Genomic DNA, 13,982 nt, shown 5'->3' with positions numbered 1-13,982 from the left:
TTACCTGCTTATTCTTCGCTGGTGTGCACTTTGCGGTGCAGGATCGCCTGGAATTCGTCGGCGAAGGTGTAGTAACGGCCCAGCAGGGTTTCGCTGCGAGCAGCAAAACGGTTGTACGCGATAACGGCCGGGATGGCGGCGAACAGACCGATCGCGGTAGCAATCAGTGCTTCGGCGATACCCGGGGCCACAGTGGCCAGGGTCGCTTGCTGGGCAGTTGCCAGGCCACGGAAGGAGTTCATGATGCCCCAGACCGTACCGAACAGACCGATGTACGGGCTGACGGAACCGACGGTGGCGAGGAACGGCAGGCTCTGCTCGAGCTTTTCCTCCTCACGGGAAATGGCGACGCGCATGGCACGGGCCACGCCTTCCATGACCGCTTCCGGGTCAACGCCGGACTGCTGACGCAGGCGGGAGAATTCCTTGAAGCCGGCACGGAAGATCTGCTCGACGCCCGAATCCGGATCAGGGTTGCTGCCAGCCTGACGGTAGAGTTTGGACAGGTCGATACCGGACCAGAAGCGCTCTTCAAAGCTCTCCAGGGCACGTCGACCGGCGCGCAGCAAGTTGCTGCGCTGAAAGATCATGATCCATGAGGTCACCGATGCGGCTACCAGGATCAGCATTACCAGTTGCACCACGATACTGGCATTGCTGACCAGGCTCCACATGGAGGAATGGTCGACGACGTTAGCTTCCACGCTTTATCTCCTGCTTTGAGTGTGTACCCGCGCCGCTCACGTCGGCAAAGGCCGCACGTAGAGCTTCGGGAATGGCCCGGGGTTTCAAACTGTTGGTGCGCACACAGGCCACCAGAAACTGCCCTTCGCAGAGCAGCACATTATCCGTAGCCCGCCTGACCTGCTGTTTGAAGCGCAGGCTGACCCGGTTCAATTCAATTACTTCAGCGCTTACCAGCAGTTCGTCGTCCAGTCGCGCCGGCGCGTGGTAACGCGCTTCGCTGGAATGCACGACGAACAACAGGTCCTCCCCTGCCAGCGCCGACTGGGCAAAGCCCAGCTCCCGGAGCCGCTCGGTTCGAGCCCGTTCCATAAACTTGAGGTAATTGACGTAATACACGATGCCGCCCGCATCGGTGTCCTCGTAATAAACGCGACAACGATGTGCGAACGGCTCAAGCCCGTTTTGCGCGCGCATACTCTAGTGCTTACTCCTCAGGTTGCCAATCCGGCCAGGCAACTGTTTTTCATTGATTCGCGGCTTTATGGCGAAAGTACGGTCCTGGGACAGCACAAACCCCGAATAAATCAGCGCGCAAAGGTTACTAATCGTCCACGGCATCGAGGAACTCGTCTACCACGGGCATCTCGCCTAATCGTGACGGGATGTTTAAACCGAAGTGCAGGTACGCATGCCGAGTGACCACCCGCCCCCGCGGAGTGCGCATGATATAGCCCTGCTGGATCAAATACGGCTCCAGCACGTCTTCAATGGTGTGACGCTCTTCGCTGATCGCCGCCGCCAGACTGTCCACCCCCACCGGCCCACCGTCGAACTTCTCGATCATGGTCAGCAGCAGGCGTCGGTCCTGATGGTCGAAACCACGCTCGTCGACATCCAGCAGGTTCAGCGCCAGGTCGGCGATCGGTTTGGTGATGTGGCCCTTGGCGCGGACCTCGGCAAAATCCCGGACCCGGCGCAGCAAGCGGTTGGCGATCCGCGGGGTGCCACGGGCACGGCGAGCGATTTCGAAGGCGCCTTCCGGGTCCAGTGGTAAACCGAGAATGTTCGCCGAACGGCTGACAATCGTCGCCAGGTCAGCGGTGTTGTAGAACTCCAGACGCTGGACGATCCCGAAACGGTCGCGCAACGGGTTGGTCAGCATGCCGGCGCGAGTAGTTGCGCCGACCAGGGTGAACGGCGGCAGATCGAGTTTGATCGAGCGCGCGGCCGGCCCTTCGCCAATCATGATGTCGAGCTGGAAATCTTCCATGGCCGGGTACAGCACTTCTTCGACGATCGGCGACAGGCGATGGATCTCGTCGATGAACAACACGTCATGGGGTTCAAGGTTGGTCAGCAACGCCGCCAGATCACCCGGACGCTCAAGGACCGGCCCCGAGGTGCTTTTGATCGACACGCCCATTTCCTGGGCAATGATGTTGGCCAGGGTGGTTTTACCCAAACCCGGCGGGCCGAAAATCAGTGTGTGGTCCAGGGATTCATTGCGCCCGCGCGCGGCCTGGATGAACAACTCCATTTGCTCGCGAACGGTCGGCTGGCCAATGTATTCGGCCAGGCTGACGGGACGAATCGCCCGGTCCTGGACTTCCTCGCGGTCACGGGGACCACCCGTGGCGGCGATCAGACGATCAGCTTCAATCACTTAGATCATTCCCTTAAGGGCACGACGAATCATGTCTTCACTGCTCAAACCTTTCTCCTTGATGGCGGAAATCGCCTTGCTGGCCTCCTGCGGCTTGTAGCCCAGGGAAATCAGCGCGCTGACCGCGTCATTTTCGGCGGTGGCGACCGGAGGCGCATCTGGCCCACCCGGCTGGTTTGGCACCAACGCGAACATCGCCGGTACGGTTTCCCACGCCTTGAAGCGGTCCTTGAGTTCCACCAGCAAACGCTCGGCCGTCTTCTTGCCCACGCCCGGCACCTTGGTCAGCGCCGAAGTGTCCTGGGACTGCACGCAACGAACCAGCTCGTCGACCTCCAGGCTCGACATCAAGGCCAGCGCCAGTTTTGGCCCCACACCATTGAGACGGATCAGCTCGCGAAAAAAGTCTCGCTCGCGCTTGCCAAAGAAGCCATAGAGTAACTGCGCGTCTTCGCGTACGACCAAATGGGTGTGCAAGGTCAGCGGTTCACCGACCGACGGCAAGCGATAAAGCGTGGTCATGGGTACTTCCAGCTCATACCCCAGACCGTTTACATCCAGAATCAGATGCGGCGGCTGTTTCTCAGCCAAAGTGCCGCGCAAGCGTCCAATCACGTTTCAGATCCTTGAGCCTTGGCCAGATCAGTGCTGGCGACTGACAGAACAAGGGTTTTGCGCCGACAACACAGGCGCAAAACCCTCATTCCATAAAAAATGATTGCTGATGCTATCAGAGACGCAGGCGCCCGCCACGACTGCGTGCCGTACCCAGACCATGAGGCAACAGGCTGGAGCGGGTGTGAGCGTGGCAAATCGCGATGGCCAGGGCGTCCGAGGCATCGATTTGCGGCTTGCTGGTCAATTTCAGCATGTGCATGACCATCATTTGCACTTGTTCCTTGTTCGCCCCGCCGGTGCCGGTCACCGCCTGTTTGACTTGGGTCGCGGTGTATTCGGCGATTTCCAGGCTTTCCTCCGCACCAGCCACGATGGCTGCGCCGCGGGCCTGGCCGAGTTTGAGGGCGGAGTCGGCATTGCGCGCCATGAAGACTTTTTCAATGCCCATGGTCACCGGGCCGTAGGTCTGGATCACTTCACGCACGCCCCGATAGACGATTTGCAGGCGCTCATGCAGCTCGCCGGAGCCCGTGCGAATGCAGCCCGACGCCACGTACACGCAACCACGCCCGGTATCACGTACCACGCCATAACCGGTGATACGCGAACCGGGGTCGATACCAAGAATTAAAGTCATAACGCCTGCAGAAAGAGATCGCGGTGGCTTGAGGATAACTGTGTAGGAGCTGCCGAAGGCTGCGATCTTTTGATTTTCGATCTTAAAGTCAAAAGATCGCAGGCTTCGCCAGCTCCTACAGGGACCAGGTGAGGGCTGCGATCTTTATCAATGCATCAACCGAGCTGTGCGGCCACCGACTCTGGGATGTCGGCGTTGGAATACACGTTTTGCACATCATCCAGGTCTTCAAGCATGTCGATCAGCTTGAGAACCTTCTCGGCGCCTTCCAGGTCCAGTTCGGCACTGGTGGTCGGCAACATCACGATTTCCGCGTCATCGCCTTTGAAACCGGCCGCTTCCAGGGCATTACGCACCGAGTAGAAACCGGCGAACGAGGTAAACACGTCGATGGAGCCGTCTTCGTGGGTCACCACGTCATCGGCATCGGCCTCCATGGCCGCTTCCATCAGCGCATCCTCATCAACGCCTGGCGCGAAGGAAACCTGCCCCTTGCGCTCGAACAGGTAGGCCACCGAACCGTCGGTGCCGAGGTTGCCGCCGCACTTGCTGAACGCATGGCGAACAGCCGCTGCGGTGCGGTTGCGGTTGTCGGTCATGCATTCGACCATCACCGCCACACCGCCCGGGCCGTAACCTTCGTAGGTCAGTTCGACCATGTCGTCGGTATCGGCGGCGCCGGCACCACGAGCAACCGCGCGATCGATGATGTCGCGACTCATGTTCGCACCCAGCGCTTTGTCCAGCGCCAGACGCAAACGCGGGTTGGAGCCCGGATCACCGCCACCCTGACGAGCAGCAACCGTCAGTTCACGAATCCACTTGGTGAAAATCTTGCCCTTCTTGGCATCCTGACGTTCTTTGCGGTGCTTGATGTTCGCCCACTTGGAATGACCCGCCATAACTCGCTCCGAATTATCTTTGAAACATTGCCCGCCACGCCATGATGCGCCAGCCAGCAAAAAAAAATCTCGACCATTCTATAAAGAAAGGGCGCATCCGAAGATGCGCCCTTCTGGTCAGCCTTACTCAGCTTTAGGCGTTTCGCGCAGACGAATGTGCAGTTCGCGCAATGCCTTGGCATCCACCAGACCCGGTGCCTGAGTCATGACGCAGGCAGCGCTCTGGGTTTTCGGGAAGGCGATCACTTCACGGATCGACTGGGCGCCGGTCATCAGCATCACCAGACGGTCCAGACCGAAGGCCAGGCCACCGTGCGGCGGCGCGCCGTATTTCAGGGCGTCGAGCAGGAAGCCGAACTTCTCTTCCTGTTCCGCTTCGCTGATACCCAGCAGACGGAACACCGACTGTTGCATTTCCTTGCGGTGGATACGGATCGAACCGCCACCCAGCTCGGTGCCGTTCAGGACCATGTCGTAGGCACGGGACAGCGCGGTCGCCGGGCTGGCTTCCAGTTCTTGCGGCGTGCACTTCGGCGCGGTGAACGGGTGGTGCAACGCGGTGAAGCTGCCGTCGTCGTTTTCTTCGAACATCGGGAAGTCGACGACCCACATCGGGGCCCACTCGCAGGTCAGCAGGCTCAGATCGTGACCAACCTTGATCCGCAGCGCGCCCAGGGCTTCGCTGACGATCTTGGCTTTGTCGGCACCGAAGAACACGATGTCGCCGTCAACCGCGCCAACGCGATCAAGGATCACATTGAGGTTGGCTTCAGGGATGTTCTTGACGATCGGCGATTGCAAGCCTTCAACGCCTTTGGCGCGCTCGTTGACCTTGATGTACGCCAGGCCCTTGGCACCGTAGATGCCGACGAACTTGGTGTAGTCGTCGATCTGCTTGCGCGGCATGCTTGCCGCGCCTGGAACGCGCAGAGCGGCAACACGGCATTTCGGGTCGTTGGCAGGGCCGCTGAACACCTTGAAGTCGACTTCTTTCAGTTGATCGGCAACGTCAACCAGTTCCAGCGGGTTACGCAGGTCCGGCTTGTCGGAACCGTAACGACGCATGGCCTCTTCGAAGGTCATGTGCGGGAAGTCGCCGAACTCCAGATCCAGCACTTCCTTGAACAGGTTGCGGATCATTTTTTCGGTGATGCCCATGATCTCTTTTTCATCGAGGAAGCTGGTCTCGATGTCGATCTGGGTGAATTCCGGCTGACGGTCGGCGCGCAGATCTTCGTCGCGGAAGCACTTGGCGATCTGGTAGTAACGGTCGAAGCCGGCGACCATCAGCAGTTGCTTGAACAGCTGCGGCGATTGCGGCAAGGCGAAGAAGCTACCTGCGTGAGTACGGCTTGGCACCAGATAGTCGCGCGCGCCTTCTGGCGTGGCGCGGGTCAGAATCGGCGTCTCGACATCGAGGAAGCCGTTCTCGTCCAGGAAGCGACGGATGCTGGTGGTCATGCGCGAACGCAGACGCAGCTTCTCGAGCATTTCCGGGCGACGCAGGTCGAGGAAACGATAACGCAGGCGGGTTTCTTCGCCGACGTCGGAGAACTCGTTGAGCGGGAACGGCGGGGTTTCCGCTTCGTTCAGCACTTCAAGCTCGTAGCCCAGCACTTCGATCATGCCCGACGCCATGTTGGCGTTGGTGGCACCGGCCGGACGCAGGCGAACCTTGCCGGTGATCTTGACCACGTATTCGCTGCGCACGCGATCGGCGGCGGCGAAGGATTCAGCGCGGTCCGGGTCGAACACCACCTGGGCCAGACCGTCACGATCACGGATATCGAGGAAAATCACCCCACCGTGGTCACGGCGACGGTGAACCCATCCGCAAAGGGTAATTTCCTGGCCTTCCAGGCTTTCGTTCAGTTGGCCGCAATAATGGCTGCGCATCATGGTAGTGGTTTCACTTCTCGTAATTCGAAATTCGGTTGGAGGTCTTGCCGCACCCCCACACCTAAACAAGGTGCCAGATGATGCAAGAGCTCGCGCGTGTCATTCAGCCCGGGCGCTAGACCCTAGTCAGCTTTGTCGCCACCGGCCAGATTCTTCTTGGAACCGGTCTTGAAGTCGGTTTCGTACCAGCCGGTGCCGCTGAGGCGGAAGCCCGGCATGGACAGCATCTTTTTCAGCTCTGGCGCCTGGCAGGCAGGGCAGTCGACCAGCGGTGCTGCGCTGATCTTTTGAATGGCTTCCAACTGATGACCACAGGAAGCACATTGATAGTCGTACATCGGCATGGGGGTTGTCTCGGCGATCAGATTGCTACCGCGCATGCTGGGCTTTGCGGCAAAGGGCGGGATTATATCCATTAAATGCAGCCTGTGCAGCCGTAAGACTGCACAGACCGACACTCGACCCGATCAATCGCCACCGCTAAGCCATGACGAGGCAACTTCCCTCCTTCAGGCTGTGCACGACGCAGACAACCCGCACCAGCCCGGTGAAGTTCTTCACCCCGCCATGACGCAAATGCACTTCACGATCCACGTGGGACAACAGCGCACTGACCGAGCAGCAATTGACCTTGGCCATATCACCCAAAATATCCCAATAGACCTGCTCCAGCCGCAAACAGGTGGCAAAGCCATTCAAACGCACTGACCGGGAAAATGGTTGGGCCAGGCCCATATCGAATTCGCTGACTAATGAATCAATCCTTACGTCCTTGAGTGGACCGACCCTCCCCTCGTTTCGCCTGTCTTCATGAACCATACCGTTGACACTCCTTTGCCATCCTTGCTGCTTATAAGAGTCATATTCCGTTTCCTTATAAAAGCGCAGGCGCACAGGCATATCCAGATGACTTTATGACCATCAACGTAGGATAAGCCAACAACGGAGGGGAGATCATGGAGCACGTCCTAGGCCGGACGTTTTCCCACAAGAACTGACGCAACATCACTCAATGAAAAAGCAAAAGATCCGAGGAACCCTGCGCGCGAACAACACTCAGCAAGCGGCATCGGCATACCGGCCAGTGGAAAGCACCGCTGGACTGCCTGATTTGAGTAGCCGCGGGCTTTGCTGTTAAATAGGCAGTGTGTCGCTACCGCCTATTTTCCGGGGGTTGCGCATAGGCTGATACCGGGTACGTGTCCAACGCCTCTTATTGTTCTGAAGCGAACCGTGCTCCATCAGCTCTTCCTTGTGATCCGTCTTAACGTGAGTTAATTAAAATGTTGAAAATCGTCCACCTGCTAATGGGCGCAGCAGCCCTGCTGCTGTCCTTCATCCCTAGCCTGCGATCCGAAGCGGTACCTTACCTGCAACAACCCGATGCGCTGTACCTGGCCTTTTTCGGCCTGCTCAACCTCACCCTTGCACCTGTTATCCCTTACTGGAACAAAGGCCCGCGTCATCAACTGCAAAACCTGGTCAGCGCCTTGCTGGTTCTGGCTGTCGTGCTGCAAACCCTGACACTGATCGCCCCGATGCCTGTCATCGCCGGTCAACCTGCCGTTCTGTTCAGTCTGGTCGTTGCCCTGATCGCCATTCTTTTGCACCTGGCCGTCAGCTTCTACAAATCTTCACCGGCCGCCGCCTCGCCAAGCTATGACATGAGCAACCGCGATACTGGCACCGTCAAGTGGTTCAACACCTCCAAAGGCTTCGGCTTTATTTCCCGTGACTCCGGCGATGATATTTTTGTGCATTTCCGGGCAATTCGCGGTGAAGGCCACCGTGTTCTGGTCGAAGGCCAGCGCGTGGAGTTCTCTGTCATGAACCGTGACAAAGGCCTGCAAGCCGAAGATGTGATCGCCGCCCTGCCGCGTCGCTGATTCCAAGGCTAAAAAAAAACCGCGAACAATCGTTCGCGGTTTTTTTTGCCTGCATTTCAGTAATGCGGCGGTGGCGCCTCTTCTTCGAAGGACTCGAACTGACCGACCATTTCTTCCTGCCGCTTGAGCAATGCGGCCATTTGCAGTTGCAGGCGCTCCACTGCACGCTGCTGCGTCGCCAGCACATCACTCAATGCCTGGATGGTGTCATCCTGAAACGCCAACTGGCTTTCCAGGTCGGTAACGCGTTCTTCCAGGCTCATGACTCAACCCTCCAGAAACGTGAAGTCATCGGTCAACACCAGACGCAGCCGTTCGCGAATCGTCGCGATCTGCTCTGGACTGTAGGGTAAAGCCTGCTGCTTGCCCCAGACCGGAGCTGGCCAGGCGGCGTCCTCACGCTTGCGCACAATCACATGCATGTGCAACTGACTGACTACATTACCCAAGGCCGCGACGTTCAACTTGTCCGCATCGAATGAGTCCTTGAGCATTTCCGCCAGCGCGGTCGTTTCCTGCCACAGCTGCTGTTGATCTGCGACATCTAACTGAAATATCTCACTGATATCCTCGCGGCGTGGCACGAGGATGAACCACGGGTAGTTCGAATCATTGGACAACAGCAACCGACAGAGCGGGAAATCGCCGATCGGCAACGTGTCTTGTTGAAGTCGTGGATCTAAAGCGAACACAGCGCGCACTCCCCTCTGGTCATCTTTTTTCAGCTTAGCGCCCATACCAAAAGACGGCGGCACCAAGCGACAGGACGGCAGCATACCTGCGAATGCCACGCGCTTCACGACGAACTGCCACCTGCAGCGTCCTCCGGGCGCCCCGACATGAGCCATTTTGATCCGGCATGCACCATGACAGAACCCGCCGCAGCACAAAAAATGCCGAAATGCCCGATAAACAACGGGCTGTTCGATTCGAACACAAAGCGACGCTGTGTGAATTCGGTACAGCAATTGAAATTTTTTGCACCAAAACCGCACAACGCGTCTACGCTCAGTGCGTCAGCATCCGCTAACTACTCACTGGCGGGGTGAACCGGTAACGTTTTTGGTTGTCGCCCCCATCAGCTCGATGTGGTAAACACGATGCGAAGCATGGCGTCAAGCCCAAGTAAAACGAGCTTGAACCCCCCGGTTTTATGGGGTTTTTACAGCAGCAGGCAGGCCTTTGGAAAAAAACAGCAACAGAATTCCGATTTGTGCACGCTTGTTGCATTCACACCTATATCGTCTATAAGGCGTCCGCTGGAAGTGGAAGCCTTAAGGCCAATAAAAACAGTGGCAGGATTGCCCGATGGAGATTCAAGTGCAGGACCAGGGACTCTTTTTTACCGATGCTCAAGTCATGGAAAACAACGCTGAAGTTGTCAGTCCGATTGCGTCGGGATTGTGAATTTGCGACATCTACCCAGCCATTTGCGACAGGGTCGTAAAGAAGCTGAAAGGTTAGATCCGCAAGTATCGCCAACATGGTCGGCGTGATATAAGTTTGCGCCGACACAAAAAGAAAGAGCCGCCCGGATAATAAAACAGGCGGGACGGCAGTACTCTTCTAAAAACCAAAGGAGCAAATCACGATGCGCGTGATGAAGTGGAGCATGATCGCACTGGCAGTTGCAGCAGCAGCCAGTACTCAAATGGCTACGGCCGCACCGTTCGTAAGTGACCAGGCTGAAGCCAAAGGTTTTGTTGAAGACGCCAAGTTCGACTTGCTGCTTCGCAACTATTACTTCAACCGTGACAACAAGAATCGCGGCCACGACCAGAAAGACTGGACCCAGGGCATTTGGGGCAACTTCAGTTCCGGTTACACCCAAGGTACTGTTGGCGTTGGCGTTGATGCGTTCGGTTACCTGGCCATCAAACTGGATGGCGGTGACGGCACTTCCGGTACGGGTAACATGAGCCGTAGCGACACCATCAAGGCCAACGGTTATGCCCATGAAGTCAACGACAGCCAGGGCAAAGCCGGTGCAGCGGTTAAATTCCGCGTCTCCAAAACCGAGCTGAAATTCGGTGACATGCAGCCAAGCACTGCTCCAGTGTTCGCTGTTGGCGGCTCCCGGATCCTTCCGCAAACTGCCCGCGGCTTCCAGCTGCAGAGCAGCGAAGTCAAAAACCTTGACCTTGAAGCCGGTCATTTTTACTCGGCGTCCAGCCAGGACAAAAACGCACTTGACGGCGATCTGTGGTCGCAATATGCCGACAATATCAAAGCCAACTCCATCGACTACTTTGGTGGTAAGTACGGCATCACTGACAACCTGTCCGCATCGCTGTACGGCGCAAAACTGGAAGACGTTTGGAACCAGTACTACGCCAACGTGAACCTCACCACTCCATTCAGTGGTGACACGTCGCTTAACACTGACTTCAACATCTACCGCACCACCGATACCGGTGACGCTAAAGCCGGCGACATCAGCAACAACACGTTCTCCTTGGCTACCGCGCTCTCGTTCCTGAAAGCACACACCATTACCCTAGCCTTCCAGAAGGTTAACGGCGATACCCCGTTCGACTACGTCGGTGTGGGCAAGAACAACCGTGGCGGCGACTCTATCTTCCTCGCCAACTCCATCCAGTACTCTGACTTCAACGCTCCAAACGAAAAATCTGTACAAGTTCGTTATGACCTGAAAATGGCTGAGTACGGCGTACCTGGTTTGAGCTTCATGACCCGTTACGCTAAAGGCTGGGATATCGACGGCACCAAAATGGACGCCGACAGCCCATACGCTGCCTATGGTTATGGCGCAGATGGCAAGCACCACGAAACCAACCTCGAAGCTAAATACGTAGTTCAGACAGGCCCTGCGAAAGATCTGTCCTTCCGCATTCGTCAGGCATGGCACCGCGCCAACACCGACCAGGCTGAAGGCGATATCAACGAGTTCCGTCTGATCGTCGACTACCCGATTTCGGTTCTGTAATTGCCGAAAGCCTGTTCGCGGTAATCAAAAAAGGCCCATCTTCGGATGGGCCTTTTTTTATTGGTTACAGCATTGTGTTTAATAAATCGAGCTCTTGCAGAACAAGTCTGACCGAAAGGTCAAACATGTATCGAAGGACCAATCATTACACCGTTGCCGACTCCTGAACCACTCGAATCACCCGCTGTGGAAACGGAATATCAATCCCCGCTGCCTTCAAACGATCACGGGCTTGCTCGTTAAACATGAACATCACATTCCAGTAGTCAGCGGTCTTGACCCAGACCCGTAGCGAAACAGTGATCGAGCTTTCGCCCAGCATGGAAATGACCGCTTCCGGTACAGGGTCAGTCAACACCCGCTCATCCCTGGCCAATTCCAGCAACACTTCGCGGGCCTTTTGCAGATCCGCGTGGCAATCCACACCAACATCAAACACTACTTTGCGTGTCGTTTGACGATTGGTATTGGTAATGATGCCGTTCGACAGATTGCCGTTAGGCACGATGATGGTTTTGTTATCGCCGGTACGCAAAACGGTGTGGAAGATCTGGATGCTGTCGACAGTACCGGCAACACCTTGGGCTTCGATCCAGTCACCGATGCGGAACGGGCGGAACAACAGAATCAGCACGCCGCCGGCGAAGTTCGCCAGGCTGCCCTGCAAGGCCAGGCCGATCGCCAGGCCGGCAGCACCGATGGCCGCGACGAACGACGTGGTTTCCACACCGATCATCGACGCTACGCTGACAATCAGCAGAACCTTGAGGATGATGTTCGCCAGGCTGCTGATGAAACCTTGCAGCGCCAGGTCGGCATTACGCAACGCCAGCAGGCCGCCGAGTTTCTGCGTCACCTTGTTGATCAGCCACCAGCCGACGGCCAGGGTGATCACCGCCAGCAGCACGCGGCTGCCGTATTCCATGATCATTGGAATCCAGGCTTGAGACACCTTGACCAGGTTGTCCACTTCAGCATTCAAATCCATCTTCTTTCTCCTGATTTCCGGCTACCCGGCACGCAAAAAATGAGCGGCAGAAAGATCCGCCGGGTTAAACACAATACGGGTGGGAGCGGGCTTGCTCGCGAAGGCGTTGGATCAGTCAACATCTCTGTTGAATTTGAAGCCGCCTTCGCGAGCAAGCCCGCTCCCACAGGTTCCCGCTTGAAAAGTCAGTCGCGGAAGTTATTGAACTGCAGCGGCATGTCGAACGTCTTGGCGCGCAGGGCCGCGATGGCTTCCTGCAAATCGTCACGCTTCTTGCCGGTGATGCGCACCTGCTCGCCCTGAATGGCGGCCTGGACCTTGAGCTTGGCGTCTTTGACGTGAGCGACGATTTTCTTCGCCAGCTCTTTGTCGATGCCTTCCTTGAGGACCGCTTCCTGCTTCATCAACTTGCCCGACGCGTAGGCATCCTTGACTTCAAGGCACTGCACGTCGATCTTGCGCTTGACCAGGGCCAGCTTGAGGATCTCGATCATCGCTTCGAGCTGGAAATCGGCTTCCGCAGTCAGGTTGACGGTCAGGTCCTTTTCCTTGAACTCGAAGGTGCCTTTGCCTTTCAGGTCATAACGACGATCGAGTTCCTTGACGGCGTTCTCGACCGCGTTGGTGACTTCGTGTTTGTCCAGTTCGGATACCACGTCGAACGACGGCATGTAATCTCTCCAATAAAAAGGCACGCTCGATAACGAAGGAGCGCGCTTGGCTTGCGGTTAAAATCGGGCTCATTATAACGGGTCTTTTCCAAGCGATACTGCGAGCCTCACATGCCAGCGACAAACCGAGCAAAAAGCTGATGTCTACCCCTTGGCATATTTTGGGCGCCGGCAGCCTCGGCACCCTTTGGGCCACACGTCTGGCACGGGCGGATGTGCCGGTCAGGCTGATCGTGCGGGACGCGACACGCTTACAGGCCTATCAAGCGGCGGGCGGTTTGACACTGGTCGAACACGGCGAAGCGCAACTGTATCCGGTGCCCGGCGAAACAGCCGACAGCGACGAGCCCATCCGCCGTCTGCTGGTGGCCTGCAAAGCCTACGACGCCGAGAAAGCCGTGGCCCGGCTTGCCCATCGCCTGACATCCGACGCCGAACTGATCCTGTTGCAGAACGGCCTCGGCAGTCAGGACGCGGTTGCTACACAGGTGCCTCAGGCGCGCTGCATCTTCGCCTCCAGCACCGAAGGCGCATTTCGCGATGGCGACTGGCGTGTGGTGTTCGCCGGTCATGGCTACACCTGGCTGGGGGACGCCGGCCATCCGGTGGCGCCGATCTGGCTGGAGGACTTGAGCGCCGCCGGCATTCCCCATGAGTGGAGCACGGACATCCTCACCAGGCTGTGGCGAAAACTGGCGCTCAATTGTGCGATCAACCCGCTGACCGTGCTGCACGAATGCCGCAACGGCGGTTTGCAGCAACATCATTGCGAAGTCGCCACCCTGTGCGCCGAGCTCACCGAACTGCTGGAGCGCTGCGGCCAGCCAGCAGCGGCGGAAAACCTCCGGGAGGAAGTCGAACGGGTGATCCAGGCCACCGCGGCCAATTTCTCCTCGATGTACCAGGACGTCGCGAATCAGCGCCGCACCGAAATCAGCTATCTGTTGGGCCATGCCTGCAAAGTCGCGTCGCGGCATCAGTTGAACCTGCCTCACCTCAATCAATTGCAGCAACGCTTGATCGCCCATCTGCGCAGCCTTGGATTGCCCAGCGACTGAGCAGCGGCTACGCTGGCCACTTGTTC

The 13,982-nt window shown here is 57.5% G+C and carries 16 protein-coding genes; 3 read left to right on the top strand and 13 right to left on the bottom strand.

Annotation, left to right across the window (positions count from 1 at the left end):
- Positions 1-8: 8 nt before the first annotated feature.
- From tolQ to TU81_RS13930, 9 genes are all read right to left on the bottom strand, one after another.
- On the bottom strand, positions 9-704 hold the full coding sequence (tolQ, locus tag TU81_RS13970; RefSeq protein WP_007897030.1) for a protein TolQ: 696 nt from the start codon (positions 702-704) through the stop codon (positions 9-11).
- Complete coding sequence (gene ybgC, locus TU81_RS13965; RefSeq protein ID WP_007933231.1) at positions 694-1,161, bottom strand: tol-pal system-associated acyl-CoA thioesterase; 468 nt, start codon at positions 1,159-1,161, stop codon at positions 694-696. The genes tolQ and ybgC overlap by 11 nt, the downstream gene beginning before the upstream one ends.
- Positions 1,162-1,288: 127 nt before the next feature.
- Positions 1,289-2,350, bottom strand: coding sequence for a Holliday junction branch migration DNA helicase RuvB (gene ruvB, locus TU81_RS13960; protein ID WP_008006678.1), 1,062 nt, complete (start codon positions 2,348-2,350; stop codon positions 1,289-1,291).
- On the bottom strand, positions 2,351-2,965 hold the full coding sequence (gene ruvA / locus TU81_RS13955) for a Holliday junction branch migration protein RuvA (protein WP_038981959.1): 615 nt from the start codon (positions 2,963-2,965) through the stop codon (positions 2,351-2,353).
- A gap of 115 nt (positions 2,966-3,080) precedes the next feature.
- A complete protein-coding gene (gene ruvC, locus TU81_RS13950; RefSeq protein ID WP_007897036.1) occupies positions 3,081-3,605 on the bottom strand; it encodes a crossover junction endodeoxyribonuclease RuvC in 525 nt (174 codons plus the stop codon).
- 155 nt (positions 3,606-3,760) lie between these two features.
- Entirely contained in the window at positions 3,761-4,507 is a 747-nt protein-coding gene (locus TU81_RS13945) for a YebC/PmpR family DNA-binding transcriptional regulator (protein WP_038981957.1), read from the bottom strand.
- A gap of 123 nt (positions 4,508-4,630) precedes the next feature.
- Positions 4,631-6,406: an aspartate--tRNA ligase gene (gene aspS / locus TU81_RS13940; RefSeq protein WP_048395647.1), complete on the bottom strand. Its 1,776-nt coding sequence runs from the start codon at positions 6,404-6,406 to the stop codon at positions 4,631-4,633.
- A 122-nt stretch (positions 6,407-6,528) separates the two neighbouring features.
- Positions 6,529-6,750 (bottom strand): FmdB family zinc ribbon protein, encoded by a 222-nt coding sequence (locus TU81_RS13935; protein ID WP_010457489.1) that lies wholly within the window; start codon positions 6,748-6,750, stop codon positions 6,529-6,531.
- A gap of 136 nt (positions 6,751-6,886) precedes the next feature.
- The gene (locus TU81_RS13930) at positions 6,887-7,225 is read right to left on the bottom strand and encodes a ribbon-helix-helix domain-containing protein (protein ID WP_038981955.1); all 339 of its coding nucleotides are present in this window, start codon (positions 7,223-7,225) and stop codon (positions 6,887-6,889) included.
- Positions 7,226-7,689: 464 nt separating this feature from the next.
- Between TU81_RS13930 and TU81_RS31015 the strand changes: the two genes are divergently transcribed.
- Positions 7,690-8,292 (top strand): cold-shock protein, encoded by a 603-nt coding sequence (locus tag TU81_RS31015; RefSeq protein WP_048395645.1) that lies wholly within the window; start codon positions 7,690-7,692, stop codon positions 8,290-8,292.
- 56 nt (positions 8,293-8,348) lie between these two features.
- Here the strand turns inward: TU81_RS31015 and TU81_RS13920 are convergent, their stop codons facing one another.
- Positions 8,349-8,555 (bottom strand): SlyX family protein, encoded by a 207-nt coding sequence (locus TU81_RS13920; protein ID WP_007897047.1) that lies wholly within the window; start codon positions 8,553-8,555, stop codon positions 8,349-8,351.
- A 3-nt stretch (positions 8,556-8,558) separates the two neighbouring features.
- Positions 8,559-8,984 (bottom strand): HIT family protein, encoded by a 426-nt coding sequence (locus tag TU81_RS13915; protein WP_007897048.1) that lies wholly within the window; start codon positions 8,982-8,984, stop codon positions 8,559-8,561.
- 899 nt (positions 8,985-9,883) lie between these two features.
- Between TU81_RS13915 and TU81_RS13910 the strand changes: the two genes are divergently transcribed.
- On the top strand, positions 9,884-11,239 hold the full coding sequence (locus TU81_RS13910) for an OprD family porin (RefSeq protein ID WP_048395643.1): 1,356 nt from the start codon (positions 9,884-9,886) through the stop codon (positions 11,237-11,239).
- A gap of 145 nt (positions 11,240-11,384) precedes the next feature.
- Here TU81_RS13910 and TU81_RS13905 read toward each other — a convergent pair whose 3' ends face one another.
- Both TU81_RS13905 and TU81_RS13900 read right to left on the bottom strand, forming a co-directional pair.
- Positions 11,385-12,227: a mechanosensitive ion channel family protein gene (locus tag TU81_RS13905; RefSeq protein WP_048395641.1), complete on the bottom strand. Its 843-nt coding sequence runs from the start codon at positions 12,225-12,227 to the stop codon at positions 11,385-11,387.
- Positions 12,228-12,412: 185 nt separating this feature from the next.
- The gene (locus tag TU81_RS13900) at positions 12,413-12,898 is read right to left on the bottom strand and encodes a YajQ family cyclic di-GMP-binding protein (RefSeq protein WP_007906601.1); all 486 of its coding nucleotides are present in this window, start codon (positions 12,896-12,898) and stop codon (positions 12,413-12,415) included.
- A gap of 140 nt (positions 12,899-13,038) precedes the next feature.
- On the opposite strand from TU81_RS13900, the gene TU81_RS13895 reads away from it, so the two are divergent.
- Positions 13,039-13,956, top strand: coding sequence for a putative 2-dehydropantoate 2-reductase (locus TU81_RS13895; RefSeq protein ID WP_038981951.1), 918 nt, complete (start codon positions 13,039-13,041; stop codon positions 13,954-13,956).
- Positions 13,957-13,982: the final 26 nt, after the last annotated feature.

Origin of the sequence: Pseudomonas lini, from assembly GCF_001042905.1 — a bacterium.
Classification (GTDB): Bacteria; Pseudomonadota; Gammaproteobacteria; order Pseudomonadales; family Pseudomonadaceae; genus Aquipseudomonas; species Aquipseudomonas lini.
The sequence above is the reverse complement of the archived record's forward strand: the minus strand, read 5'-3'. Positions and strand labels throughout refer to the sequence as shown.